Genomic DNA, 23,594 nt, shown 5'->3' with positions numbered 1-23,594 from the left:
TCCCGGCTACTCGACGCCGATCAGCAGGGGGGCGCGCTGGTGCCCGCCCCGGTAGACCACGGTGTCCACGGCGAGGTAGCCCTCGCGCACGTGCTCCTCCAGCGCGTCGGCCAGCGCGTCGGGGACGTCCTCGCCGAGGACGAGGGTCACCAGCTCGCCGCCCGCCGCCAGCATCCGGTCGAGGACGGTGCGGGCGGTGGCCGGGACGTCGGCGCCGATCACGGCCACGTCGCCGTCGATCAGGCCGAGGATGTCCCCGGCCTGGCAGATCCCGGCCATGGTCCACGACTGGCGCTCCGCGACGGCCAGTTCGGCGTAGCGGGTGGCGCCGGCGGCGGCGGTCATGGCGACCACGTCCTCGTCGAAGCCCCGGTCGGGCTCGTGGACGGCGAGGGCGGCGATGCCCTGGACGGCGGCCCGGGTGGGGACGAGGGCGACCCGGACCCCCTCGGTCCTGGCCTGTTCGGCGGCCGCGGCGGCGGTGTGGCGCAGGGCCGCGTCGTTGGGCAGCAGCACCACCTCACGGGCGTGGGCGCGGCGGATGGCGTCGACCAGTTCGCCGCTGGCGGGCGGTTCGCCGGGGCGGGCGATCACGGTGGTGGCGCCGGCCTCGGTGCAGAGCCCGGCCAGTCCGTCACCGGGGACGACGACGACGACGGCGCGCTGGGTGGGTTCGGCCTGGACGCGGAGGTCGTGGCCGCTCTCGGTGGCGAAGTGGGTGATCCGGATGCGGTACGGCCGCCCGGCCTCGACGCCCGCCTCCACGGCCGCCCCGGCGTCGTCGACGTGGACGTGGACGTGCCAGAGCCCGTCGCCGCCCACCACGACCAGGGAGTCGCCGAGCGCGTCGAGCCGGGTGCGCAGCCGGGCCACCTGCTCGTCACGGGCCTCCAGGAGGTAGATCACCTCGAACGCGGGCCCGGCGCCCCCGTCCTCGGGACAGTCCAGCGGCCCCTCCCCCGCGGGACCACCTGACTCCACCGGGGTGCCGCCCACCGGCAGGCCCACCACGGAGCCGCCGTCCACGGGCGCGGGCGTCCTCCCGGGCCCGGTGCGGGGCCCCCGTACCGGAGCCTGCCCGGTCACGGTCTCCACCAGCGCGCCCAGTACCGCGACCAGCCCCCGGCCCCCGGCGTCGACCACGCCCGCCCGGCCGAGGACGGCGAGCTGCTCGGGCGTCTTCGCGAGGGCCGCGAGTGCTCCGGCGTACGCGGCGTGCACGACGGTGCACAGGTCCGGTTCCTCGCCCGCGGCGGACTCGGCGGCAGCGGCGGCGACGGTGAGCACGGTGCCCTCGACGGGGTGGGCGACGGCCCGGCGGGCGGCGTCGGCGGCCCGGGTGAGGGCGAGGCGCAGGTGGGCCGCGTCGCCGCCGTCGGCCAGGACTCCCGCCATGCCGCGCAGCAGCTGGGCCAGGATGGTGCCGGAGTTACCGCGGGCGCCGATCAGGGCGCCGTGCGCCATGGCGCGTACGGCGTCGGCGGTGGCGGGCGCGGTGGCTCCGGTCTCGTGCGCGGCGAACACCGCTTCGACGGCCGCGGCGGCGGACTCGACGGTCAGATAGAGGTTGGTGCCGGTGTCCCCGTCGGCGATGGGATAGACGTTGATCGCGTCGATCTCCGCGCGCTCCCGGCCCAGGGCCTCCAGGGCCAGTGAGCACCACGTGCGCACCGCGACGGCGTTCAGATCGTCGGGGAGCTGCGGCACCGATGGTCCTCCTCGATCGGCCGTGGCGACGGACTGCACCGCAGGTTAGCCCGCCTGCCGGGGTTCCGGTCCGGACAGGGGGCGGGCGGGGTGGGGGGCCGACCCGTGGTAGTTTCGTATCTCCGAAGCAGGCGTTGTATGCTGCTCCGGTTGCCCGATGAGAGTCGGGCCATTCCTCCGGTACCGCCACTTCAGTCAAATGATTCCGGCGCGCCGGATTTCACTGTAAGTGCATCTGAAGTCTTTGGAGTGACCCGTGGCTGCCAACTGCGACGTTTGCGGCAAGGGGCCGAGCTTCGGCAACAGCATTTCGCACTCGCACCGCCGTACGTCCCGTCGCTGGAATCCCAACATCCAGCGCGTGCGTGCAGTGGTCGGTCGGACGCCGAAGCGGCTCAACGTCTGCACCTCGTGCATCAAGGCCGGCAAGGTCGCGCGCTGACGTCCCCGTCGTAGCGCAGCCTGCCGGTTGCCCAAAAAGCCGGTCCACCTCGGTGGACCGGCTTTTTGCTGTGCCCAGGGCTGATCAGGCAGCCGGATCGGCCGTCGGGCGGGTCTGCCAGCCGTGGTCGACGGGGCCGATGCCGCCGCCGAGCGGGAAGCCGGCCTCGATCGCGCCGGTGACGTACGTCTTCGCGTCCCGTACCGCCGTGGGCACGTCATTCCCGAGCGCGAGCCCGGAGGCGATGGCCGAGGCCAGGGTGCAGCCGGTGCCGTGGGTGTGGCGGTTGTCGTGCCGGGGGGCGCGCAGCCAGTGTTCCGCGCTCCCGTCGGTGAGCAGGTCCACCGCCTCACCGGGCAGGTGGCCGCCCTTGATCACGACCCAGCGGGGCCCGAAGGCGAGGATCTCCTCGGCGGCCCGGCGCATTCCGCTCTCGTCGGTGACCATGACCCCGGTGAGCTGGGCCACCTCGTCGAGGTTCGGGGTGGCGACGGTGGCGACGGGCAGCAGCTTCGTCCGTACGGAATCGAGGGCTTCGGCGGCGAGCAGCGCGTCGCCGTGCTTGGAGACGCCGACCGGGTCGACGACGACGGGGGCATCGGTTGTGACGAGGAGTTCGGCGACGGTCTCCACCAAGGCGGCGGAGGCGAGCATTCCTGTCTTCACGGCCTGGACGCCGATGTCGTCGACGACGCTTCGGTACTGGGCGCGTACGGCGTCCACCGGAAGCTCCCACGCGCCCTGGACGCCGAGGGAGTTCTGTGCGGTGACGGCGGTGAGCACGCTCATGCCGTGCACGCCGAGGGCGAGCATCGTCTTCAGATCGGCCTGGATCCCCGCACCGCCGCCGGAGTCGGATCCGGCGACGGTGAGCACGCGGGGCGGGACAGCGGTACGTATGGGCATACGCAGCAATCTAGTGCTCGCACGTGCCGTCCCCGCTCACGCGCGTGGCGGGGAGTCCTCGATGGAGCCGAAGTGGTCCCAGCCGCCCTTGCTGGTCCAGGGCGCGCCGTCGACGGTGACCTGGGGCAGGGCGGAGGGGTTGAGGACCTCGCCGATCACCTTCCAGCGGGCGGGCAGCTTCACGTCCGGCGGGAACGTCGCCACGATCGCGTGGTCCTCTCCCCCGGTCAGCACCCACTGGAGCGGGTCGACGCCGACGGCCTGGCCGATGTCGGACATCTGCGAGGGGATGTCGATGAGGCCGGATCGCAGGTCGATGCGGACCTTACTGGACTCCGCGATGTGCCCGAGGTCCGCGACGAGGCCGTCGCTGACGTCGGTCATCGCGGTGGCGCCGAGCCCGGCGGCCGCGGGGCCCGCGTGGTACGGCGGTTCGGGGCGGCGGTGGGCCTCGACGAAGGCGCGGGGCGAGCGGAAGCCGCGGGAGAGCACGGCGTATCCGGCGGCGGACCAGCCGAGCCAGCCGGTGACCGCGACGACGTCGCCGGGGCGGGCGCCGGCCCGGGTGACCGGTTCGTGGTTGCGCAGGTCGCCGAGGGCGGTGATCGCGACGGTGATCGTGTCACCGCCGACCACATCGCCGCCGACCACGGCGGCACCCGCCACCTGGCACTCGTCGCGCAGCCCGTCCATCAGTTCGGCGGCCCAGGTGACGGGGAGGTCGGCGGGGACGACGAGGCCGAGGAGCAGCGCGGTGGGCACGGCGCCCATGGCCGCGATGTCGGCGAGGTTCTGGGCTGCGGCCTTGCGGCCGACGTCGTACGCCGTCGACCAGTCACGCCGGAAGTGCCGGCCTTCCAGCAGGATGTCCGTACTGGCCACGACCCTGCGGTCGGGGGCGGCCACGACCGCGGCGTCGTCGCCGGGCCCCAGCCGTACCGCCGGAGTGGTGGTGAGCCGGGACGTGAGCTCTCTGATGAGCCCGAACTCCCCCAACTCGCCCACGGTTCCCTTCACCGAGTCTCACCTCTCCTTTATCGCCCCGGACACCCGTCCGGGCCCCCGGTCGCGAGCCGTCTGTGCTGTCGGTACCGTCAAGAGATACGTCAACTTCTGCGCCCTGTACGCCACGCTGTGGACGTCATCCGGCCCGTAGGTCTCCCCGTGGCCCGCGGCAACGCGATAACGTGGCGTCCCTTTCCCCCACATGATCCTCGTGGCCGCCCTGGAGGTTCCGTGGTACAGGCGTACATCCTCATCCAGACCGAAGTGGGCAAGGCGTCGATCGTCGCCGAGACCATTTCCAAGATCCCGGGAGTCATCCAGGCAGAGGACGTCACCGGTCCGTACGACGTGATCGTGCGGGCCCAAGCGGACACGGTCGATGAACTCGGCCGCATGGTGGTCGCCAAGGTGCAGCAGGTGGACGGCATCACACGAACCCTGACCTGCCCGGTCGTCCACCTCTGACCCCCGTCTAGGCTGGGCCGGTGACGTCATCCGCCCGCCGTTCCCCCCGCTCGATATTCCTCGGTCCGTCCGCTGCCGTGCTCGTGCTGGCCGCGGCGGGCTGTTCTCTCAGCGACGCGCAGCCCTCGATCACGGTTCCCACCCCGCCCTCGGAGGCCGCGGCGTACTGCGAGGCCCTGCACGAGGAACTGCCGAAGACCGTCCTCGAACTGGAACGCAGCGACCCCTCCCCGGATTCGGAGCTGACCGCCGGCTGGGGGGACGGGGCGATCGTACTGCGCTGCGGGGTCCCCCGGCCCGCCAAGATGGACGACCCCCAGTCACAGGGCGTCGAGGCGGACGGTGTGCAGTGGATGCTGGAGGAGCCCGAGGACTCCGGTCCGCGGTTCACCACCACGTACCGCAAGGCGTACGTCGAGGTCACGCTGGACTCGACGTACGCCCACGACATCACCCCGCTGGCCTCGTTCGCCGGCCCGGTCTCCAAGACGGTACCGAGCAAGTTCTGAAGGCCGGCCGTCGGCTTCGTCAGCGCAGTCCGGTGGAGCGGCTCAACGCGGCCTGGATCAGCCGGTCGACCAGCTCCGGGTAGCTGACGCCGCTCTCCTGCCACATGCGCGGGTACATGGAGATCGGGGTGAAGCCCGGCAGGGTGTTGATCTCGTTGATGACGAAGGTGCCGTCCTCGGTGAGGAAGAAGTCGGCACGCACCAGGCCCTCGCAGGAGACGGCGTCGAAGGCCGCGACGGCCAGGCGCTGCACCTCGGCGGTCTGCTCCTCGGTGAGCGGCGCGGGCACGAGCCCGGCGGCCGAGTCGATGTACTTGGCCTCGAAGTCGTAGAAGTCGTGCGCGGTGACCGGCGGGATCTCGGCGGGCACGCTGGCGCGCGGGCCGTCCTCGAACTCCAGCACGCCGCACTCGATCTCACGGCCGCGCAGCAGCGACTCGACGAGGAACTTCGGGTCGTGGCGGCGGGCCTCCTCGATCGCCTCGTCGAGCCCTTCGATGGAGTCGACCTTGGTGATGCCCATCGAGGAGCCGCCGCGGGCGGGCTTGATGAACAGCGGCCAGCCGTGCTCGCCGGCGAAGTCCACGATCCGCTTGCGGGCGGCCGCGGGGGCGTTGTCCCACTCGCGGGGGCGGACGACCTCGTACGGTCCGACCGGCAGCCCGAAGGAGAGGAAGACGCGCTTCATGTACTCCTTGTCCTGGCCGACGGCGGAGGCGAGGACACCCGCGCCGACGTAGGGCACACCGGAGAGTTCGAGAAGCCCCTGGAGGGTGCCGTCCTCCCCGTACGGGCCGTGCAGCACGGGGAAGACGACGTCGACCTCGCCCAGCGCCTTGGGCACGGAACCGGGTTCGCTGTAGAGGACCTCACGGCTGCCGGGGTCCACGGAGAGCACGACGCTGCCCTCGGCGGACTCGGTGAGCCGGTCCACGTCGGGGACCTTGCGGTCGGTGATGGCCATGCGTTCGGGCTCGTCGGCGGTGAGCGCCCAGCGGCCGTCCGTCGTGATGCCGATCGGCAGGACGTCGTACTTGGTCCGGTCGATGGCCTTCATGACGGCGCCGGCCGTGACGACCGAGATGCCGTGTTCGGAGCTGCGGCCGCCGAACACGACAGCCACGCGGGGCTTGCGGCGCTGCGGCACAGGGCTCTCGGCGCGCTCAGGGCTCTGGGGGAGGTTCTCGCTGCTCATATCGCGATGAGCGTACCTGCTGGTAAGGGAGACGTCAGCGTCGCTCGGCCTTGGCGCTCCGCGACATCAGCTCCTTGACGGCGACGACCGGGGACTTGCCCTCGTGGACGATCGAGACGACGGTCTCGGTGATGGGCATGTCGACCCCGTGCCTGCGGGCCAGGTCGAGGACCGATTCGCAGGACTTGACGCCCTCGGCGGTCTGCTTGGTGACGGCGATCGTCTCCTGGAGCGTCATGCCGCGGCCGAGGTTGGTGCCGAAGGTGTGGTTGCGCGAGAGCGGCGAGGAGCAGGTGGCCACCAGGTCGCCCAGGCCCGCGAGTCCAGAGAACGTCAACGGGTCCGCGCCCATGGCCAGACCCAGGCGGGTGGTCTCGGCGAGGCCCCGGGTGATGAGGGAGCCCTTGGTGTTGTCGCCGAGGCCCATGCCGTCCGCGATGCCGACGGCGAGGCCGATGACGTTCTTCACGGCGCCGCCGAGCTCGCAGCCGACCACGTCGGTGTTGGTGTACGGCCGGAAGTACGAGGTGTGGCAGGCGGCCTGGAGGCGCTGGGCGACGGACTCGTCGGCGCAGGCGACGACGGCCGCGGCGGGGCGTCGCTCGGCGATCTCCTTGGCCAGGTTGGGTCCCGAGACGACGGCGATGCGGTCGGCGGAGACCTTGGTGACGTCGGCGATCACCTCGCTCATCAGCTCGGCGGTGCCCAGCTCGACGCCCTTCATCAGGGAGACCAGGACGGTGTCCGGCTCCAGGTGCGGGGCCCAGTCGGCGAGGTTGGCCCGCAGCGTCTGGGAGGGCACGACGAGGAACGCGAACTCCGCGCCGCGCAGGGCCTCGGCGGCGTCGGTGGTGGCGCGGATGGAGTCGGGGAGCGCGATGCCCGGGAGGTAGTCCGGGTTGGTGCGGGTGGTGTTGATGGTCTCGGCGACCTCGGCGCGGCGGCCCCAGAGGGTGACCTCGCAGCCCGCGTCGGCGAGGATCACGGCGAAGGCCGTACCCCATGAGCCGGTTCCGAAGACGGCTGCTTTTACGGGGTGCGTCACGTGGGTCCCTTTCCCTGGGCCCTGCGCCGTTGTTCAGCACGGGCTTTGCGGTGATCGTAGAGCTCGGCGGGCGCTTTCTCGCCGCGCAGGTCCTCCAGCTCGCGGGTGACCGCCGCCATGATGACCTCGGTCGCCTCGCGGAGCACCTCGGGGGTCGGCTCCAGACCGTAGAAGCGGCCGAGGTCGATGGGCGGTCCGGCCTGCACCTGGAGTGTCTTGCGGGGGAACAGCCGGAACTTGTTCTCCTTGGCGTAGGGAGGCATCGCGAGGTTGGCGCCCCACTGGGCGACGGGGATGACGGGCGCCTTGGTCATCAGGGCGACCCGGGCGGCCCCGGTCTTGCCGGCCATCGGCCACATGTCGGGGTCGCGGGTGAGGGTGCCCTCGGGGTAGAAGGCGACGCACTCGCCGCGCTCGATGGCGTCGACGGCGGCCCGGAAGGCGTCCAGGGCGTTGGTGGTCTCGCGGTAGACGGGGATCTGGCCGGTGCCGCGCAGCATCATCCCGACGAACGGGGTGCGGAAGAGGCCGGCCTTCGCCAGGAGCCGCGGCACCCGCCCGGTGTTGTACTGGAAGTGGCCGTAGGAGAGCGGGTCCAGATAGGAGTTGTGATTGACGGCGGTGATGAATCCGCCGTCGGCCGGAATGTGTTCCATCCCCCGCCAGTCGCGCTTGAACAGAACCACCAATGGCGGCTTGGCGATGACCGCCGCCAGGCGGTACCAAAAGCCGATTCTGCGGCGGGACACTCGGACACCTTCCTTAGGGATTTCGACCTGCAGCCTGGCTACTGACGGTCAAGTCTCGCCCCAGGCCCCTGCTCTGTCGAGAACACCGTACGCCTCACGTTCGGTAGTGGACCTCCAGGTTGTCGTACCGGCAGGCGAGAATAAGTGCTGACGCGTACGGAGGGGGAGATCGCCACGAACACCGATCCGGCCGGGCCCTGGTCCCTGGTCGTTCCGCTGAAGCCGCTCGCACGGGCCAAGAGCCGCCTGGGGCAAGCGGCGGGCGAGGATGCGCGGCCCCGGCTGGCCCTGGCGTTCGCCCAGGACACGGTGGCCGGGGCGCTGGCCTGTTCCCTGGTGCGGGATGTGGTGGTCGTCACGGACGATGCCGTGGCCGCGGCGGCTCTCTCCGCGCTCGGGGCGCGGATCGTGCCGGACGCTCCGGGGGCCGGGCTCAACGCCGCGCTCGCGCACGGCGCACGCTCCGTGCGGGCCCTGCGGCCCGCCGCCGCGGTGGCCGCGCTCAACGCGGATCTGCCGGCACTGCGCACCGACGAATTGGCGCGGGTGCTCGATTTTGCTTCCGCTTTTCCCAGCGCTTTTCTCCGGGACGCGGCGGGAATCGGAACGACATTTCTGGCCGCCGCGGGCGGTGCGGAATTCCGTCCGGCTTTCGGTGGCCCGTCCGGGGCCCGGCACCTGGCGTCGGGGGCGGTGGAAATAGCGCTGTCCGGCGTCGACTCGGTGCGCCGGGACGTGGATACGGGCGAGGATCTGCGGGTCGCCCTGGCCCTGGGGGTCGGGTCGCACACGGCGCGGATCGCGACCGCGGCCGCCCCGTCCCGTGACCGATAGGCTGCCGCCCATGCAGGCGACCTCGTACACGTACGACCCCGAGACCCGCAGCGGCAGCGTGCTGCTGGACGACGGCACCCCGGTGGACTTCGACGCCCCGGCCTTCGACGCGGGCGGTCTGCTGCTGCTGCGTCCGGGGCAGCGGGTGCGGATCGAGGGCGAGGGTGAGGGAGCGGGCCTGCGGATCACTCTGGTGACGCTGCAGACGTTCTAGAAGTGGTTCGCCAGGGCCCGGAAAGCCCGCGGGCCGGGCTCCCCCGGAGGGGAGCCCGGCCCGGCGCGTTGTGATGAGCGAGCGGGTGCCCGGTCTCACTTCTTGCGTGCGGTGGCCTTCTTGGCCGTGGTCGTGCGCGCCGTGGTCTTCTTCGCGGGCGCCTTCTTCGCCGTGGTCTTCTTGGCGGGCGCGGTCTTGCTGGGAGAGGCCTTCTTGGCGGTCGTCGCGGCCTTCTTCGCCGGGGTCGCCTTCTTGGCGGCCGCGGAGGCCTTCTTGGCCGTCGGGGTGGTCTTCTTCGCGGTGACCTTCTTGGCTGCGGCGGTGGTCTTCTTCGCCGGAGTCGCCTTCTTGGCGGTGGTCTTCTTCGCGGTGGCCTTCTTGGCGGCCGACTTCTTGGCGGCGGCGGCCTTCACCGTCGTACGGGCGGCGGAGGATCCGCCCGAGAGGCTGCCCTTGGGAGCCTTCTTGACGGCCACGTCGTTCTTGGGGAGCTTCTTCGAGCCGCTCACCAGGTCCTTGAAACCCTGGCCCGCGCGGAAGCGGGGCACCGAGGTCTTCTTGACCCGGACGCGCTCACCCGTCTGCGGGTTGCGGGCGTACCGGGCGGGGCGGTCGACCTTCTCGAACGAGCCGAAGCCGGTGACCGAGACACGGTCCCCTGCGACAACGGCACGGACGATCGCGTCGAGTACCGCGTCGACAGCGTCTGCGGCCTGCTGACGGCCGCCGACCTTGTCGGCAATCGCTTCTACGAGCTGCGCCTTGTTCACGTCTTCCCCTTCGGAGACATTGCCAGAACGAAAGTGTTCAAGCTTTTTCGCACGTTAGGCAGATATATACCGCAAATCAAACACGAAACGGGCTAATCACCCTAGTGCCGCAACGAAGTCGACCGATGCGCAGTTCCACGTGTCAGTCACCTTCGGGGAATCGGCCCTCATCGAGGTCCTTCATCATCCGGTCCAGACGCCTTGCCGCGTCCGGGAGATCGTGCTTCGCCGCGGCCGTGACGACCAGCAGCTTCCGGGTCAGCGCCATCCGTACGCCCTCCGGGACTTGCAGTGCACGCACCTTCGCGTGCGCTTCCTTCAATCGGTCGGCGACTTGGCCATAGAGCTTGAGTTGGCTGTCGCGTTCCATGCACCGATTGTGCCATCTGGGGCGAGTTGTCGCCCGACGGGGTCTCAACAAGCGACTGCGCCCCCTGCCGGGAGGCAGGGGGCGCAGTCCTGGAAAAGCGCTGCTCAGGCGGCAATGGTACGCGGCTTGAAGGCCGGCCTGGCCGCCTCGTACGCGGCGATGTCCGCTTCGTTCTGAAGGGTGAGGCTGATGTCGTCGAGGCCGTTGAGCAGTCGCCAGCGGGCGTTCTCGTCGAGCTCGAAGTCGGCGGTGAGGCCCTCGGCGCGGACCTGGCGCGCCTCCAGGTCGACCGTCACCTCGACAGTCGGGTCGGCCTCCGTCAGCTCCCAGAGCGCGTCGACGACCTTCTGCTCCAGGACCACGGTGAGCAGCCCGTTCTTCAGCGAGTTGCCCCGGAAGATGTCAGCGAAGCGGGAGGAGACGACGGCCTTGAAGCCGTAGTTCTGCAGGGCCCAGACCGCGTGTTCGCGGGAGGAGCCCGTACCGAAGTCGGGACCGGCGACCAGGACCGAGGCGCCCTGGCGCTCGGGGCGGTTGAGGACGAAGTTCTCGTCCTTGCGCCAGGCTTCGAAGAGCCCGTCCTCGAACCCGTCGCGGGTGACCTTCTTCAGCCAGTGCGCGGGGATGATCTGGTCGGTGTCGACGTTGCTGCGGCGCAGGGGAACGGCCCGGCCGGTGTGCGTGGTGAATGCTTCCATGGCTATCGGACTCCGGCGGGGGTACGGGCGTCGGACAGGTCGGCGGGCGAGGCCAGATGGCCCAGCACCGCGGTGGCGGCGGCGACCTGGGGCGAGACCAGATGGGTGCGGCCGCCCTTGCCCTGCCGGCCCTCGAAGTTGCGGTTCGAGGTGGAGGCGGAGCGCTCGCCGGGGGCCAGCTGGTCGGGGTTCATGCCGAGGCACATCGAGCAACCCGCGTGCCGCCATTCGGCGCCGGCCTCGGTGAAGACCTTGTCCAGGCCCTCGGAGACGGCCTGGAGCGCGACCCGGACCGAGCCGGGGACGACCAGCATCCGTACACCTGTCGCGACTTTGCGGCCATCCAGGATCGACGCCGCGTTGCGCAGGTCCTCGATGCGGCCGTTGGTGCACGAACCTACGAAGACGGTGTCGACGTTGATGTCACGCAGCGGCTGCCCGGCGGTCAACCCCATGTACTCCAGGGCCTTTTCGGCGGCGAAGCGCTCCGAGGCGTCCTCGTACGAAGCCGGGTCGGGGACGTTGGCCGACAGGGGGGCGCCCTGGCCGGGGTTGGTGCCCCAGGTGACGAACGGGGCCAGTTCGGTGGCGTCGATGACGACCTCGGCCTCGAACACCGCGTCGTCGTCGGAGCGCAGGGTCTTCCAGTACGCGACGGCGGCGTCCCACTCCTCGCCCTCGGGGGCGTGGTCGCGGCCCTTGAGGTAGTCGAAGGTGGTGGCGTCCGGGGCGATCATGCCCGCGCGGGCGCCGGCCTCGATCGACATGTTGCAGATGGTCATCCGGGCCTCCATCGAGAGCTTCTCGATGGCGGAGCCGCGGTATTCGAGGATGTAGCCCTGTCCGCCGCCGGTGCCGATCCGGGCGATGATCGCCAGGATCAGGTCCTTCGCGGTGACCTCGTCGGGCAGTTCGCCCTCGACCGTGATGGCCATGGTCTTCGGGCGGGCCAGCGGCAGCGTCTGGGTGGCGAGGACGTGCTCCACCTGGCTGGTGCCGATGCCGAACGCCAGCGCGCCGAACGCGCCGTGCGTGGAGGTGTGGGAGTCGCCGCAGACCACGGTGGTGCCGGGCTGGGTCAGACCCAACTGCGGACCGACCACGTGCACGACGCCCTGCTCGACGTCGCCCAGCGGGTGCAGCCGGACGCCGAAGTCCGCGCAGTTCTTGCGCAGGGTCTCCAGCTGGGCCCGGGAGACCGGGTCGGCGATCGGCTTGTCGATGTCGAGGGTCGGGGTGTTGTGGTCCTCGGTGGCGATGGTGAGGTCGAGGCGTCGTACCGGACGTCCGGCCTGGCGCAGCCCGTCGAAGGCCTGGGGGCTGGTCACCTCGTGGAGCAGGTGCAGATCGATGTAGAGAAGGTCGGGCTCGCCCTCCGCGCGCCGGACAACATGGTCGTCCCAGACCTTCTCCGCGAGTGTCCTACCCATCGCTTTCCCTCCGGCCGGCGTCTTCGCCGGCCCAACTAGAGATTCGGTGTGCCTCCGTCCGGACCCCCGTGCGGGGCGGTGGCTACGAGCCGTTGTGCGGCCGCCCGTACAGGTTCGCAACTTCCGCCGGAAATTGAACTTGCGTTTCACAGAGTGAGACGGGAGTATCGTCGTATGGACAACTCTAGCGGCGTCGGCGTTCTCGACAAGGCAGCTCTGGTATTGAGCGCCCTGGAGTCCGGTCCGGCCACCCTCGCCGGGCTGGTCGCGGCGACCGGGCTCGCACGGCCCACGGCCCATCGACTGGCCGTGGCACTGGAACACCACCGGATGGTGGCGAGGGATATGCAGGGCCGGTTCATTCTCGGCCCCCGGCTGTCGGAACTGGCAGCCGCGGCGGGCGAGGACCGCCTGCTGGCCACGGCCGGACCGGTGCTCACCCACCTGCGCGACATCACCGGCGAGAGCGCGCAGCTCTACCGCCGGCAGGGCGACATGCGCATCTGCGTGGCGGCGGCGGAACGGCTGTCCGGACTCCGGGACACGGTGCCGGTCGGCTCGACCCTCACGATGAAGGCGGGTTCCTCCGCCCAGATCCTGATGGCCTGGGAGGAGCCGGAGCGCCTGCACCGGGGTCTCCAGGGCGCCAGGTTCACGGCGACGGCGCTCTCCGGCGTACGGCGGCGGGGCTGGGCCCAGTCGATCGGCGAGCGGGAGCCTGGCGTCGCGTCGGTCTCGGCCCCGGTGCGCGGCCCGTCGAACCGGGTGGTCGCCGCGGTCTCGGTCTCCGGGCCGATCGAGCGACTGACCCGCCACCCGGGCCGGATGCACGCCCAGGCGGTCATCGACTCGGCGGCACGGCTGAGCGAGGCTCTTCGCCGCACGGGCTGACGCCGCACACCACTACCTCTTGACCGAACTCCCCGAAGGCCGCCCCAGCGTCGTGGCGGCCCTTTTTCCTTCCCGGGCTCCCCACAGGGCGTAACTACGGTGCCGGGCAGGCGACTTGGCGTGGGGCGCCCTCGCTCCGGATCGCTCTTGACCAGCAGGAAGGCCCTCCACCGAGGTGGAGGGCCTTCCTGTACTGCTCTGTTGTACCCCCGACCGGATTCGAACCGGCGCTACTGCCGTGAGAGGGCAGCGTGCTAGGCCGCTACACAACGGGGGCGTGTTTACTGCTGACTTGCGCTGGGCTACCAGGACTCGAACCTAGAATGACGGTACCAGAAACCGTAGTGTTGCCAATTACACCATAGCCCATGGTGTGACAAGTACCCCCGACCGGATTCGAACCGGCGCTACTGCCGTGAGAGGGCAGCGTGCTAGGCCGCTACACAACGGGGGCCCTAGCGATCCTGCATCGAGAGCGATGGGTGCGACCCATGATGTTCTCGCGGGAAGGATCTGTACCCCCGACCGGATTCGAACCGGCGCTACTGCCGTGAGAGGGCAGCGTGCTAGGCCGCTACACAACGGGGGCTTGTCCTGCTGATCTTGCTCGTACTGCTTGGTCTTGCGCTGGGCTACCAGGACTCGAACCTAGAATGACGGTACCAGAAACCGTAGTGTTGCCAATTACACCATAGCCCACTGAAACGCAACCCCTGGTGGGGGTTTCATCTCTGTCTGCGCTTCCCGGCCGGATCTTTCGGCCCGCTCGGGCGGCGCAGAAAGAACATTACCCGAAGGTGTCCGGCGCTCCAAAACGGGTATTGCCCGCCAGCAGCCCGGGCAGCTGGTCGAGCCCGGTGATCGTCACGAGATCCGGCCTCCCGCCCCTGCCCCGCCGGTCGAGCCAGATGCCGGTCAGCCCGGCGGCCACGGCCCCGCCGGCGTCGATGTCGGGCTCGTCGCCCACGTACACCACCTCGTGCGGCTCCAGCGCGAGCGTCTCGCAGGCCGCGTGGAAGGCGCCGGCCTCCGGCTTGGAGATTCCCAGCTCCACGGCGCAGACCATCGACTCGAACCGGTCGCGGACGCCGAGCGCGGTGAGCTTGCGGTGCTGGTTGTGGGTGCTGGAGTTGGAGAGGATCGCGTGCCGGTAGCCGGGGGCCAGCCGGTCCAGGACCGGCAGCACGTCCGGGAAGAGCCGCCAGGCGGCCTCGTAGTGCGTCAGGTGGCCGGCGAACCAGTCGTCGGCCTCGGCGTCCGCCATGGCCCGCGAGAGGAACTCGCGGACCCGGTCCCGCCGCTGCCCGAGGAAGTCCGTCTCCCCCGCGGCGACGCGCGCCCAGTGCACGGCGGTGATCGCCTTCCAGGCGGCGAGGGCCTCGTCGACCGACGCGTAGCCCTCGGGCAGCCCCACGCTCCCCAGGTGCTGCCGCATGCCGGTGTGGTCGGCGCCCGCGTAGTCGAAGATCGTGTCGTCGATGTCCCAGAGCACGGCGCGGATCGGCATGGATCTCACGGTAGCCGCATGCCAGGGGTGGTGGAGGCGGAAAAGCGGAGGAGGGCCGCAGCCGGTCGGCCGCGGCCCTCCTCGGGGGTGTCCTGTCGCCTACGCGGTCAGCTTCGCCAGCGCGGCGTCCACGCGGGCCAGGCTCTTGTCGCGGCCCAGGATCTCCAGGGACTCGAAGAGCGGCAGGCCGACGGTGCGGCCGGTGACGGCGACGCGGACCGGGGCCTGCGCCTTGCCGAGCTTGAGACCGTGGGCCTCGCCGGCGGTGAGGACGGCGTTCTTCAGGGACTCCGGGTCGCTCCAGTCGGCCGCTTCCAGGTTGGCGCGGGCCGTGGTCAGGAGCGCGACCGGGTCGCCCTTCATCGCCTTGGTCCAGGACGCCTCGTCCTCCACCGGCTCGTCGAGGAAGAGGAAGTCGACGTTGTCGGTGATGTCGGAGAGCACCGTGACCCGGGTCTGGGCGTACGGGGCGATCCGCGTCCACTTCTCCGCGTCGAACGCCTCCGGGGCCCAGGGGGCGAAGGGGGCCCGCAGCCAGGGGCCGCAGGCCTCGGTGAAGGCCTTCACGTCCAGCATGCGGATGTGCTCGGCGTTGATGTGCTCGCACTTCTTGAGGTCGAAGCGGGCCGGGTTGGCGTTGACGTCCTTGATGTCGAACGCGGCGACCAGCTCGTCCATCGAGAAGATGTCGCGGTCCTCGGCGATCGACCAGCCCAGCAGCGAGAGGTAGTTCAGCAGGCCCTCGGGGAGGAACCCGCGCTCGCGGTAGAGGTTGAGCGAGGCCTGCGGGTCGCGCTTGGAGAGCTTCTTGTTGCCCTCGCCCATGACGTACGGCAGGTGGCCGAAGGCGGGGGTGTCCTTGGCGATGCCCAGCTCGATGAGCGCCCGGTAGAGGGCGATCTGGCGCGGGGTGGAGGAGAGCAGGTCCTCGCCGCGCAGGACGTGGGTGATCTCCATCAGCGCGTCGTCGACCGGGTTGACGAGCGTGTAGAGCGGGGCCCCGTTGGCGCGGACGATGCCGTAGTCCGGGACGTTCTCCGGCTGGACGGTGATGTCGCCGCGGACCAGGTCGGTGAAGGTGATGGCCTCGTCGGGCATCCGGAAGCGCACGATCGAGCTGCGGCCCTCGGCCTCGTACGCGCTCTTCTGCTCGGCGGTGAGGTCGCGGCAGTGGCCGTCGTAGCCGGACGGCTTCCCCGCGGCGCGGGCGGCATCGCGGCGGGTGTCCAGCTCCTCGGTGGTGCAGTAGCAGGGATAGGCGTACCCGGCGGCGAGCAGCTTCTCGGCGACGTCCTTGTACAGGTCCATCCGCTGCGACTGGCGGTAGGGGGCGTGCGGGCCGCCGATCTCGGGGCCCTCGTCCCAGTCCAGGCCCAGCCAGCGCATCGAGTCGAGCAGCTGCTGGTAGGACTCCTCGGAGTCGCGCGCCGCGTCGGTGTCCTCGATCCGGAAGACCAGGGTGCCCTGGTGGTGCCGGGCGAAGGCCCAGTTGAACAGGGCCGTGCGGACCAGGCCCACGTGCGGGTTGCCGGTCGGGGAGGGACAGAAACGGACGCGGACAGGTGCCACTGGTGCGTTAACCACGCTTGATCACCTTGTTGGTGAGAGTGCCGATGCCTTCGATGGTGACGGCGACCTCGTCGCCGACGTGCAGGGGGCCGACCCCTGCGGGGGTGCCCGTGAGGATCACATCGCCCGGGAGCAGCGTCATGGCCTCCGTGATGTGGACGATCAGGTCCTCGATGGAGCGGACCATGTCGCTGGTGCGGCCGAGCTGTCGCTGCTCGCCGTTGACCGTCGCCTGGATGGTGAGGTCGTGGGGGTCCACGTCGGTCTCCACCCAGGGGCCCAGCGGGCAGGAGGTGTCGAAGCCCTTGGCGCGGGCCCACTGCTTCTCGCGCTGCTGCACATCGCGGGCGGTGACGTCGTTGGCACAGGTGTAGCCGAGGATGACGTCCTTGACCCGCTCGCGGGGGACCTCGCGGCACATGCGGCCGATGACCACGGCCAGCTCGGCCTCGTGGTGCAGCTCGTTGGAGAAGGAGGGGTACTCGATCGCGTCGCCGGAGCCGATCACCGAGGTGGTGGGCTTGAAGAAGGTGATCGGCGCGTCGGGGACCTCGTGGCCGAGTTCGGCGGCGTGCTCCGCGTAGTTGCGGCCGATGGCCACGACCTTGTTGGGGAGCACGGGGGGCAGCAGCCGGACCTTGTTCAGCGGGACCTTGGTGCCCGAGAGCTCGAAGTCGGCGTACGGAATGCCCTTGATGATGTCGAGGACGAGGTCACCGGATTCCACGGTGCCCTGTCCCTCGACGGCGCCGAAGGCGACATTGCCGTCGATGGAGAACCTGGCGATGCGCACGGGATGCTGTCGCCCCTCACTTGCTGGCTGACTGAAGACTGACGCTCCAGGCTAACGCCGATGAGAGGGGACAGCCGCGCGCATTGCGGGGCCGCTACTGGGCGGCCGTGACCGGGGCTTCCATCAGGATGGTGCGGCGCGGGTTGGCCGTCACGGTCGGCAGGTCGGCGGCGTGCTCCGGCTGGGGCGGCGTCTGCAGCGCTTCGGCGTCCTTGAGGTGCGCCAGCGTGGTGCGCCGGGGGTTGGCAATGTTGCGGAACATCGTCGTCGTCTTCATCTGCCGTCAGGACCCTGTCGGTGAGGGCGTCGCTCTTCGCGGCGCCGGCTTGTCGGATTCGCCATCCCTGTAAAGCGTCAGGCTAAACATCCGATTCCCCGCCGGAGCCGTGATGAGGCGACGATCATCATGTGAGTTTGCTCACGAACTAATCGACAATTGACCCATTGCGGACAGTTGACCATGGTCCAGAAAACGGACAATGCATCACTGAATCCACTATTCCGCTCCTGATCATCGCGTCTGGGACACCCCCCGCCCCTAGGTGAGTCCTCCGCAATAGTCCGCTTTACCCATGATCACTCTCCACTGCTTGTTACCCGCCCATCACAACGTGTCACGCAGGTCACAGCCCGGTACATGGCCCTTGTTGGAGATCCTGCACTGTGCTGGAATTCCACGCACCGCCGCGGGTTTCAGGCCGGCGCGCAGGGGCGCAACGCAGCGCCGAGTGGCGGCGGGAGGGGGAAGTACGCCGGTCACTCACACGACCACCCATGGGGCGCGTCCAGCGCCCCACGACGCCGACACCGTTCTTGTCCGCACACGCGGGCGGGACGCCTGGTCCAGAGGTTGCGACGCTAGTGCAGGGACGTTTCAAGAGGGATGGCAGCGCTCCGGCGGAACAGGAGCCGCGCGGCGGGACCGACCGCGGCTCCTCGCCCCAGCACGCCCAGAACCCCGGGCCGGCCGCTGCCGGCGACAACAACGACCGCGCGCAGCGCTCGGGCTCCACGACGAGCAGCGGCGCGGAGCCGAACACGCCCGCACAACCGCGCGGCCCGGTCGACACGGGTTCGCGCATAGCGCTCCGTAACTGGCGCATCAGCACGCGACTGGTCTCGCTCCTCGCCCTCCCCGTGGTCGCCGCGACCAGCCTGGGCGGTCTGAGGATCAACGAGTCCATGAACGACAGCCAGCAGCTGCAGCACATGCAGCTGCTGACGAAGATGACCAAGCAGGCGACCACGCTCGCCCAGGCGCTCCAGATGGAGCGCGACCAGTCGGCCGGTCCGCTGTCCAACAAGTCCAAGCCCACCGACTACAAGGTCACCGGGCCCCGGGACAAGACCGACCGGGCCAAGGACGCCTTCCTCGACGAGACCGACTCGATCGGTGACTCCGAGGGCGACGAGGCGCTCGACAGCATCCACGCGAGCATCTCGCAGATCGCCTCCCAGCTCGGCACCATCCGTACGATCCGCAAGACGGCGTACGAAGAGGGCGCACCCAGCCTCAACACCATCGACCAGTACAACCAGCTGATCACCTCGCTGCTGAGCCTCTCGCAGGACATGGCGCAGGCGACCAGCAACCCGGACATGATCAAGCGGACCCGCGCCCTCGCGGCGTTCTCCTCCGCCAAGGAGTACGCCTCGGTCCAGCGCGCGGTCATCGCCGCGGCCCTGCCGGGCGGTTCGGTCAAGGAGCCGCACCTCAACCCGAACGACCGGCAGTTCGGCTCCAACGCGCTCGCCAAGGAGTCCCGGGCCCTCACCTCGTTCAAGACGATCTACGGGACGACCGGGGAGAGCGCCGAGGAGCTCATGGCGCCCCTGGACAACGGCAACCCGGAGATCAACGCCGGGAACATGTACGCCAAGCGGATCCTGGACACCACGAACGGGATCGAGGGCAAGCAGGTCCGGTCGTACCTGGACTGGTACGACCAGAGCACCATCAAGATCAAGGCCATGGAGACGATCGAGGCCACCCTCCTCAGCGACATGGAGGCCAAGGCCCGCGAGCTGCGCCAGGCCTCCCAGCGCGAGGCGATCATCAACGGTGCGGTCATCCTCATCGTGCTCGGCGTCTCGCTCGTCGGCGCCTTCGTGGTGGCCCGCTCCATGATCCGTTCGCTGCGGCGTCTGCAGGACACCGCCACCCGGGTCGCCCAGGACCGGCTGCCCGAGCTCGTCAAGCAGCTCTCCGAGACCGACCCGCAGGACGTCGACACCTCCGTGGAGTCGGTCGGCGTGCACTCCCGGGACGAGATCGGCCAGGTGGCCGCGGCCTTCGACGACGTGCACCGCGAGGCTGTCCGCCTCGCCGCCGAGCAGGCCCTCCTCCGGGGCAACGTCAACGCGATGTTCACCAACCTCTCGCGCCGTTCCCAGGGCCTCATCCAGCGCCAGCTCTCGCTCATCTCCGAGCTGGAGGCCCGCGAGGCCGACCCGGACCAGCTGTCCTCGCTCTTCAAGCTCGACCACCTCGCGACCCGTATGCGCCGTAACGGCGAGAACCTCCTCGTCCTCGCGGGCGAGGAGCCGGGACGCCGGTGGACCCGGCCCGTCCCGCTGGTCGACGTGCTCCGTGCCGCCGCCTCCGAGGTGGAGCAGTACGAGCGCATCGAGCTGTCCGCGGTGCCCGCCACCGAGGTCGCCGGCCGGGTCGTCAACGACCTCGTGCACCTGCTCGCCGAGCTGCTGGAGAACGCGACGTCGTTCTCCTCGCCGCAGACGAAGGTCAAGGTCACCGGTCACGCGCTGCCCGACGGGCGGGTGCTCGTCGAGATCCACGACACCGGCATCGGCCTCTCCCCCGAGGACCTCGCCGCGATCAACGAGCGGCTCGCGCAGCCGCCCACCGTGGACGTCTCCGTCTCCCGCCGCATGGGTCTGTTCGTGGTCGGCCGGCTGTCGCTGCGTCACGGCATCCGGATCCAGCTGCGCCCCTCGGACTCCGGCGGCACGACCGCACTGGTCATGCTGCCCGTCGACGTCGCACACGGCGGCAAGCAGCCCCCGTCCAAGCAGGGCCCCGGACAGCAGCCCGGCGCCCCGGGCGGTCTGCTCGCGGGCAACGGGAACGGCGCCGGCAACGGCCAGCGCGCGGGCCTGGGCGGCGGACCGGCCGGTCCGGGCGCCAAGAGCCTCGGCGGTGGACCGGGCGCCCAGCGCGGCCAGGTCGGCGCGGGCGCGGGTCCCCGGGCGGCACTGCCGGCCCGGGACACCGGCGCCGGCCGTCCGCAGGGCCCTCAGGGCGGCGGCCAGCCGGACAACGGCGGACCGGGCCAGGACTTCCCCGGTCAGGGTCCGGCGCCCCAGCGCCAGGGCGGCGGCCTCTCCGGCGCCTTCGGCAACAGCGCCCGGCTCGGCGCCCGCGGCGGCCAGGGCGGCCCGCAGGGCGAGGCCCCGGGCCGCGGTGACGCGACCAACCTGTTCGGGCACGCCGCTCCGCCCTCCCCCGGGCAGAACGGACGCCCGGGTCAGTTCGCACCGCCGAACCAGCAGAACCCGTCCGGCTGGCAGAACCAGTCGAACCAGAACCAGCAGGGCCCGGGCCCGGGAGCGCAGCAGCCCCAGGGCCGTCAGGAGCAGAGCGGCCCCGCCCAGGGCGGCTTCCAGCAGTCCGGCGGACCCGGCCGTCAGCTGCCGCCGCCCGGTGGACCGCGTGCCGAGCTGCCCGGGGGCAACCCGCAGCCGCAGCGGCCGGCGACCACCAGCTGGGGCGCGGACACGCCGCGCGGTCACGAGGAGCACGACGCGACGGGGCAGTTCGCCCCTCCGGCGGACCTCGGCCAGGACCGGTCGTTCAACGCCCCGCTGAGCCAGCGGCCGTCGGACGACCGCCAGGGCCCCGGTGCGACCTCCGAGTTCGCCCGGCCCGACTTCTCGGCGCCGGGGGCTCCCCAGGACCGGTCGTACCCGCAGGGCGCTCCGCAGGGCCAGGACCCGGCGAGCACCGCGCAGTTCGCGCGGCCCGACTTCGGTGTCCCGCAGCAGCCGGACCAGAACCAGCTGGGCCAGGGGCAGTACGACCAGGGTCAGCAGCTGCCCGCGCCGCGTCAGCGCGGTTCGGAGGGCAATGACTTCGGTGCGCCGCTGCCGTCCGCCTCCCCGGCGAACGAGGCTCCTCCGTACCGTCCGGCGCTGCCGCTCCAGCCCCAGCAGCCGGAGGCCCTGCCGCCGGCCGGTCCCGGGGACGGCCGTACGCCGCTGTACGACACCCTGGAGACGAACTGGTTCCACGGTCCGGGCCAGGGCGGCCAGCAGCCGCCCGCCGAACCGCAGGCGCCGGCCGCTCCCGACTCCTCCGATGTGCCGGTCCCGCCCATGCCTCGGCGTGGTGCGGCCGACCCCTCGGTCACCAGCTCGTGGCGGGCCTCGCCCAACGACGAGCTCGTACGCCAGGCCGAAAGGGTCAAGAAGCCCGCCGCCGGCGGGGTCACCACTTCCGGGCTGCCCCGCCGTGTTCCCCGCGCCAATTTGGTTCCGGGGACCGCACAGCAGCAGAATCACCAGTCCGGACCACAGGTTTCGCGCGCGCCCGATGACGTGCGCGGTCGTCTGACCAATCTCCGCCGGGGCATCCAGCAGGGTCGGCAGGCCAACAACGGCCCGCAGACCGGCAGTATCCATCTCGGCCCCACTCACCAGCAGGAGCGTTAGTTGAGCCCCATGAGTCAGGCCGCGCAGAATCTGAACTGGCTGATCACCAACTTCGTGGACAACACCCCAGGGGTTTCCCACACGGTGGTGGTCTCCGCGGATGGCCTGCTGCTGGCGATGTCCGAAGGTTTCCCGCGCGACCGCGCCGACCAGCTCGCGGCGGTCGCGTCCGGTCTCACCTCGCTGACCGCGGGTGCGTCCCGGATCTTCGAGGGCGGCGCCGTCAGTCAGACGGTTGTGGAGATGGAGCGGGGATTCCTCTTCCTCATGTCCATCTCCGACGGTTCGTCACTGGCCGTTCTGGCCCACCCGGACGCCGACATCGGTCTGGTCGGGTACGAAATGGCCCTCCTGGTCGACCGTGCGGGCACCGTCCTCACGCCCGACCTCCGCGCCGAACTCCAAGGAAGTCTGCTCCACTAGGCGGCCATCCAGCGGATTCACGACACGATCCCCCCAGGTAATGCCCACAACCCTCACCCGTCAGGCCGCTTTAGTCCCCTCACCGGCCCCTTGCAGACGGCAAGCCGAGAACCTGCTGTCACGCCCGGAGGATTCATGACCCCGCCACCCGCCTCACCCGATCCGTACGGCGCACTGCACCACGCGTCGTACGACGGGGAAGGCGACCAGCCGCTGGTTCGTCCTTATGCCATGACCGGCGGCCGGACCCGGCCGCGCTACCAGCTCGCGATAGAGGCACTGGTCAGCACGACGGCAGACCCCGCGCATCTGGGGACCCTGCTCCCCGAGCACCAGCGGATCTGCCACCTCTGCCGTGAGGTCAAGTCGGTGGCGGAGGTGTCGGCACTGCTGTCGATGCCGCTCGGCGTCGCCCGGATCCTGGTGGCGGACCTGGCGGAAGCCGGCATGGTGGCCATCCACCAGCCGGGCAACGGAGAGGCCGGCGGCGCGCCGGATGTGACACTGCTCGAAAGGGTGCTCAGTGGACTTCGCAAGCTCTAACGGCGGTACGGGCCGCGCCACCACCTCGGCGAAGATCGTGGTGGCGGGCGGCTTCGGCGTGGGCAAGACCACGTTCGTCGGGGCCGTGTCGGAGATCAACCCGCTGCGCACCGAGGCCGTCATGACGTCCGCGTCGGCGGGCATCGACGATCTGACCCACACCGGGGACAAGACCACCACTACGGTGGCCATGGACTTCGGACGCATCACGCTCGACCAGGACCTGATCCTGTACCTCTTCGGTACGCCCGGTCAGGACCGCTTCTGGTTCATGTGGGACGACCTGGTCCGCGGCGCCATCGGCGCCGTCGTCCTCGTCGACACCCGCCGCCTCGCCGACTGCTTCCCCGCCGTCGACTACTTCGAGAACAGCGGGCTCCCCTTCGTCATCGCCCTCAACGGCTTCGACGGACACCAGCCCTACACCCCGGACGAAGTACGCGAGGCGCTCCAGATCGGGCCCGACGCACCCATCATCACGACGGACGCCCGGCACCGGGCGGACGCCAAGAGCGGCCTGATCACCCTGGTCGAGCACGCGCTGATGGCACGCCTGAAGTAGTTCTTCCACCAGGCGTAAGTCGATATCGGCATACGGAAGTTGCAGTAGTCACGCGGGGGCGGCCTGTGTCGTTTGACACGATCCGCCCCCGTGTTCATAACGTTTCGAGAGAGAATTGACTCCACGCCGCCACCCGACGCATCCATTCGGTGTCACTGCGCTCACATGAGCCCCGCCTTTTGACGGGGCTCGCTCTTTATGCCCGTTTTATCTGAGGTCTGGGCCACTCGGAATCGCTGATTCCGACTGTTTGGAACGGGACCGGTCCCCGTGCTGCAATTCGACGAACTCCCCAGTAG

General features: G+C 70.4%; 24 protein-coding genes and 5 tRNA genes. 10 read left to right on the top strand and 19 right to left on the bottom strand.

The window, feature by feature from the left end; genetic code table 11:
* Positions 1 to 6: 6 nt before the first annotated feature.
* On the bottom strand, positions 7 to 1,707 hold the full coding sequence (locus ACIQRW_RS25055) for a DAK2 domain-containing protein (protein WP_403764200.1): 1,701 nt from the start codon (positions 1,705 to 1,707) through the stop codon (positions 7 to 9).
* Positions 1,708 to 1,963: 256 nt separating this feature from the next.
* On the opposite strand from ACIQRW_RS25055, the gene rpmB reads away from it, so the two are divergent.
* Positions 1,964 to 2,149 carry a 50S ribosomal protein L28 gene (rpmB, locus tag ACIQRW_RS25050; protein ID WP_003965989.1) on the top strand — a complete coding sequence of 62 codons (186 nt, stop codon included), beginning with the start codon at positions 1,964 to 1,966 and terminating at the stop codon, positions 2,147 to 2,149.
* 84 nt (positions 2,150 to 2,233) lie between these two features.
* Here rpmB and thiD read toward each other — a convergent pair whose 3' ends face one another.
* Both thiD and ACIQRW_RS25040 read right to left on the bottom strand, forming a co-directional pair.
* Complete coding sequence (gene thiD / locus ACIQRW_RS25045; protein WP_403764198.1) at positions 2,234 to 3,055, bottom strand: bifunctional hydroxymethylpyrimidine kinase/phosphomethylpyrimidine kinase; 822 nt, start codon at positions 3,053 to 3,055, stop codon at positions 2,234 to 2,236.
* Between the two features lie 36 nt (positions 3,056 to 3,091).
* Positions 3,092 to 4,072 carry a thiamine-phosphate kinase gene (locus tag ACIQRW_RS25040; RefSeq protein ID WP_403764196.1) on the bottom strand — a complete coding sequence of 327 codons (981 nt, stop codon included), beginning with the start codon at positions 4,070 to 4,072 and terminating at the stop codon, positions 3,092 to 3,094.
* Between the two features lie 219 nt (positions 4,073 to 4,291).
* On the opposite strand from ACIQRW_RS25040, the gene ACIQRW_RS25035 reads away from it, so the two are divergent.
* Together ACIQRW_RS25035 and ACIQRW_RS25030 are read left to right on the top strand one after the other, a co-directional pair.
* On the top strand, positions 4,292 to 4,525 hold the full coding sequence (locus tag ACIQRW_RS25035; RefSeq protein ID WP_006127869.1) for an Lrp/AsnC family transcriptional regulator: 234 nt from the start codon (positions 4,292 to 4,294) through the stop codon (positions 4,523 to 4,525).
* Between the two features lie 20 nt (positions 4,526 to 4,545).
* The gene (locus ACIQRW_RS25030; protein ID WP_359620816.1) at positions 4,546 to 5,034 is read left to right on the top strand and encodes a DUF3515 domain-containing protein; all 489 of its coding nucleotides are present in this window, start codon (positions 4,546 to 4,548) and stop codon (positions 5,032 to 5,034) included.
* A gap of 19 nt (positions 5,035 to 5,053) precedes the next feature.
* Here the strand turns inward: ACIQRW_RS25030 and ACIQRW_RS25025 are convergent, their stop codons facing one another.
* The 3 genes from ACIQRW_RS25025 to ACIQRW_RS25015 are packed head-to-tail and all read right to left on the bottom strand — an operon-like array spanning position 5,054 to position 8,023.
* Positions 5,054 to 6,229: a D-alanine--D-alanine ligase family protein gene (locus ACIQRW_RS25025; protein ID WP_403764193.1), complete on the bottom strand. Its 1,176-nt coding sequence runs from the start codon at positions 6,227 to 6,229 to the stop codon at positions 5,054 to 5,056.
* Between the two features lie 34 nt (positions 6,230 to 6,263).
* Positions 6,264 to 7,274: an NAD(P)H-dependent glycerol-3-phosphate dehydrogenase gene (locus ACIQRW_RS25020; RefSeq protein WP_097867896.1), complete on the bottom strand. Its 1,011-nt coding sequence runs from the start codon at positions 7,272 to 7,274 to the stop codon at positions 6,264 to 6,266.
* On the bottom strand, positions 7,271 to 8,023 hold the full coding sequence (locus ACIQRW_RS25015; RefSeq protein WP_403764191.1) for a lysophospholipid acyltransferase family protein: 753 nt from the start codon (positions 8,021 to 8,023) through the stop codon (positions 7,271 to 7,273). Before ACIQRW_RS25015 ends, ACIQRW_RS25020 begins: the two co-directional genes overlap by 4 nt.
* A 147-nt stretch (positions 8,024 to 8,170) precedes the next feature.
* On the opposite strand from ACIQRW_RS25015, the gene cofC reads away from it, so the two are divergent.
* Both cofC and ACIQRW_RS25005 read left to right on the top strand, forming a co-directional pair.
* Positions 8,171 to 8,857 carry a 2-phospho-L-lactate guanylyltransferase gene (gene cofC / locus ACIQRW_RS25010; protein WP_403764415.1) on the top strand — a complete coding sequence of 229 codons (687 nt, stop codon included), beginning with the start codon at positions 8,171 to 8,173 and terminating at the stop codon, positions 8,855 to 8,857.
* Positions 8,858 to 8,867: 10 nt separating this feature from the next.
* The gene (locus ACIQRW_RS25005; protein WP_403764189.1) at positions 8,868 to 9,071 is read left to right on the top strand and encodes a hypothetical protein; all 204 of its coding nucleotides are present in this window, start codon (positions 8,868 to 8,870) and stop codon (positions 9,069 to 9,071) included.
* A 95-nt stretch (positions 9,072 to 9,166) separates the two neighbouring features.
* Here the strand turns inward: ACIQRW_RS25005 and ACIQRW_RS25000 are convergent, their stop codons facing one another.
* From ACIQRW_RS25000 to leuC, 4 genes are all read right to left on the bottom strand, one after another.
* On the bottom strand, positions 9,167 to 9,841 hold the full coding sequence (locus ACIQRW_RS25000; RefSeq protein WP_397924014.1) for an HU family DNA-binding protein: 675 nt from the start codon (positions 9,839 to 9,841) through the stop codon (positions 9,167 to 9,169).
* Between the two features lie 142 nt (positions 9,842 to 9,983).
* Positions 9,984 to 10,211, bottom strand: a complete 228-nt coding sequence (locus ACIQRW_RS24995; protein WP_030589444.1) for a hypothetical protein — start codon at positions 10,209 to 10,211, stop codon at positions 9,984 to 9,986.
* 104 nt (positions 10,212 to 10,315) lie between these two features.
* Positions 10,316 to 10,909: a 3-isopropylmalate dehydratase small subunit gene (gene leuD, locus ACIQRW_RS24990; protein ID WP_403764187.1), complete on the bottom strand. Its 594-nt coding sequence runs from the start codon at positions 10,907 to 10,909 to the stop codon at positions 10,316 to 10,318.
* A 2-nt stretch (positions 10,910 to 10,911) separates the two neighbouring features.
* Positions 10,912 to 12,339: a 3-isopropylmalate dehydratase large subunit gene (leuC, locus tag ACIQRW_RS24985; RefSeq protein WP_403764185.1), complete on the bottom strand. Its 1,428-nt coding sequence runs from the start codon at positions 12,337 to 12,339 to the stop codon at positions 10,912 to 10,914.
* Between the two features lie 174 nt (positions 12,340 to 12,513).
* Here leuC and ndgR point away from each other — a divergent pair, with 174 nt between their 5' ends.
* Positions 12,514 to 13,230: an IclR family transcriptional regulator NdgR gene (gene ndgR / locus ACIQRW_RS24980; protein WP_003966003.1), complete on the top strand. Its 717-nt coding sequence runs from the start codon at positions 12,514 to 12,516 to the stop codon at positions 13,228 to 13,230.
* Between the two features lie 204 nt (positions 13,231 to 13,434).
* Here ndgR and ACIQRW_RS24975 read toward each other — a convergent pair.
* The 9 genes from ACIQRW_RS24975 to ACIQRW_RS24935 form a co-directional block, all read right to left on the bottom strand.
* A tRNA-Glu gene (locus ACIQRW_RS24975) sits at positions 13,435 to 13,507 on the bottom strand.
* A gap of 20 nt (positions 13,508 to 13,527) precedes the next feature.
* A tRNA-Gln gene (locus ACIQRW_RS24970) sits at positions 13,528 to 13,599 on the bottom strand.
* A 12-nt stretch (positions 13,600 to 13,611) separates the two neighbouring features.
* Positions 13,612 to 13,684: transfer RNA gene (locus ACIQRW_RS24965), tRNA-Glu, on the bottom strand.
* 62 nt (positions 13,685 to 13,746) lie between these two features.
* Positions 13,747 to 13,819: transfer RNA gene (locus ACIQRW_RS24960), tRNA-Glu, on the bottom strand.
* Between the two features lie 38 nt (positions 13,820 to 13,857).
* Positions 13,858 to 13,929: transfer RNA gene (locus tag ACIQRW_RS24955), tRNA-Gln, on the bottom strand.
* An 88-nt stretch (positions 13,930 to 14,017) separates the two neighbouring features.
* On the bottom strand, positions 14,018 to 14,737 hold the full coding sequence (locus ACIQRW_RS24950; protein ID WP_403764182.1) for an HAD family hydrolase: 720 nt from the start codon (positions 14,735 to 14,737) through the stop codon (positions 14,018 to 14,020).
* A gap of 99 nt (positions 14,738 to 14,836) precedes the next feature.
* On the bottom strand, positions 14,837 to 16,306 hold the full coding sequence (gene gltX / locus ACIQRW_RS24945) for a glutamate--tRNA ligase (protein ID WP_403764413.1): 1,470 nt from the start codon (positions 16,304 to 16,306) through the stop codon (positions 14,837 to 14,839).
* A 7-nt stretch (positions 16,307 to 16,313) separates the two neighbouring features.
* Positions 16,314 to 17,099 carry a fumarylacetoacetate hydrolase family protein gene (locus tag ACIQRW_RS24940; RefSeq protein ID WP_401156610.1) on the bottom strand — a complete coding sequence of 262 codons (786 nt, stop codon included), beginning with the start codon at positions 17,097 to 17,099 and terminating at the stop codon, positions 16,314 to 16,316.
* Between the two features lie 94 nt (positions 17,100 to 17,193).
* Positions 17,194 to 17,376, bottom strand: a complete 183-nt coding sequence (locus tag ACIQRW_RS24935) for a hypothetical protein (RefSeq protein WP_403764180.1) — start codon at positions 17,374 to 17,376, stop codon at positions 17,194 to 17,196.
* A 584-nt stretch (positions 17,377 to 17,960) separates the two neighbouring features.
* On the opposite strand from ACIQRW_RS24935, the gene ACIQRW_RS24930 reads away from it, so the two are divergent.
* The 4 genes from ACIQRW_RS24930 (at position 17,961) to ACIQRW_RS24915 (ending at position 23,295) form a co-directional block, all read left to right on the top strand.
* Positions 17,961 to 21,767, top strand: coding sequence for a nitrate- and nitrite sensing domain-containing protein (locus ACIQRW_RS24930; RefSeq protein WP_403764178.1), 3,807 nt, complete (start codon positions 17,961 to 17,963; stop codon positions 21,765 to 21,767).
* Positions 21,768 to 21,776: 9 nt separating this feature from the next.
* Positions 21,777 to 22,190: a roadblock/LC7 domain-containing protein gene (locus tag ACIQRW_RS24925; protein ID WP_006127850.1), complete on the top strand. Its 414-nt coding sequence runs from the start codon at positions 21,777 to 21,779 to the stop codon at positions 22,188 to 22,190.
* 135 nt (positions 22,191 to 22,325) lie between these two features.
* The gene (locus ACIQRW_RS24920) at positions 22,326 to 22,733 is read left to right on the top strand and encodes a DUF742 domain-containing protein (RefSeq protein WP_003966010.1); all 408 of its coding nucleotides are present in this window, start codon (positions 22,326 to 22,328) and stop codon (positions 22,731 to 22,733) included.
* Positions 22,714 to 23,295, top strand: coding sequence for an ATP/GTP-binding protein (locus ACIQRW_RS24915; RefSeq protein ID WP_073213974.1), 582 nt, complete (start codon positions 22,714 to 22,716; stop codon positions 23,293 to 23,295). Before ACIQRW_RS24920 ends, ACIQRW_RS24915 begins: the two co-directional genes overlap by 20 nt.
* Positions 23,296 to 23,594: the final 299 nt, after the last annotated feature.

Source organism: Streptomyces sp. NPDC091287 (assembly GCF_044768525.1).
Classification (GTDB): Bacteria; Actinomycetota; Actinomycetes; order Streptomycetales; family Streptomycetaceae; genus Streptomyces.
The sequence above is the reverse complement of the archived record's forward strand: the minus strand, read 5'-3'. Positions and strand labels throughout refer to the sequence as shown.